Source organism: Vibrio sp. M260118 (assembly GCF_036533755.1).
In the GTDB taxonomy this organism is placed as follows: domain Bacteria; phylum Pseudomonadota; class Gammaproteobacteria; order Enterobacterales; family Vibrionaceae; genus Vibrio.
This window is the reverse complement of sequence record NZ_JATABG010000680.1, coordinates 1-667: the sequence shown is the minus strand read 5'-3', so window position 1 is coordinate 667 and position 667 is coordinate 1. Positions and strand designations below refer to the sequence as shown.

Annotated in this window: 1 protein-coding gene and 1 pseudogene; both read left to right on the top strand. The window is 40.6% G+C overall.

Annotated features, from left to right (window positions below):
- Positions 1 to 147: DUF3634 family protein (locus QTO00_RS20530; protein ID WP_331426383.1), on the top strand; the 147-nt coding region annotated here is incomplete at its 5' end.
- A gap of 239 nt (positions 148 to 386) precedes the next feature.
- Positions 387 to 667, top strand: a pseudogene (locus QTO00_RS20525) (hypothetical protein); the annotation flags it as partial.

Genomic DNA, 667 nt, shown 5'->3' with positions numbered 1-667 from the left:
TTTAGTGGAGAGTTAAAAGTGTATCAGCAGCGTACAGGAACAAAACTCGTTATGTCCAAGCAAGTGCCAAAGAAAGTTCAACAGCGAATTCGTAACGTTTTTCCTCATCAAGGCTTTCGCAGCAAAGGTAAAAAACATTCTGGTTAACGCCTGTTTGAATATTTAGACATCCTCCGGTGTCAATGTGACATTGGAGGGTCTTGAGTTTGCACCGCAAGTTTCTTTCCATACAACGTTTCTAGATACTTTAAACCTAGTTATCAACGATTTTTCCATCACGTCGTGATACTGGGGTGCCGCTTTAGTGATCAGCAACTATAGTTAAATATACTTGATTGGTGATCCATCGGGATGACGGGCATTGGTACGATAAAGTGATCTTGTTTATGCAAAGTTTACTCACGGCAAATAAAAGATATAACGAAGAAGCGACAGCACTAGCACTTAAAATCACTCAAATGACCATAGAGCGTCATGCAAAATGGTTAGTAAGTCAGAAATACATCCTTGATCAGTCGGATGTTGATAATACTTTGAGTCGTCAAAGTGAGTTTTGTGACAGCGTTATCTTGAAAGAGGAGGAACGAATCACGGACAATCAACGCTTACTATTGGAGTGTGAAACTGCGAGAGTTCAAGAACGAAGGCAAGCGATTGAAGAGCGACA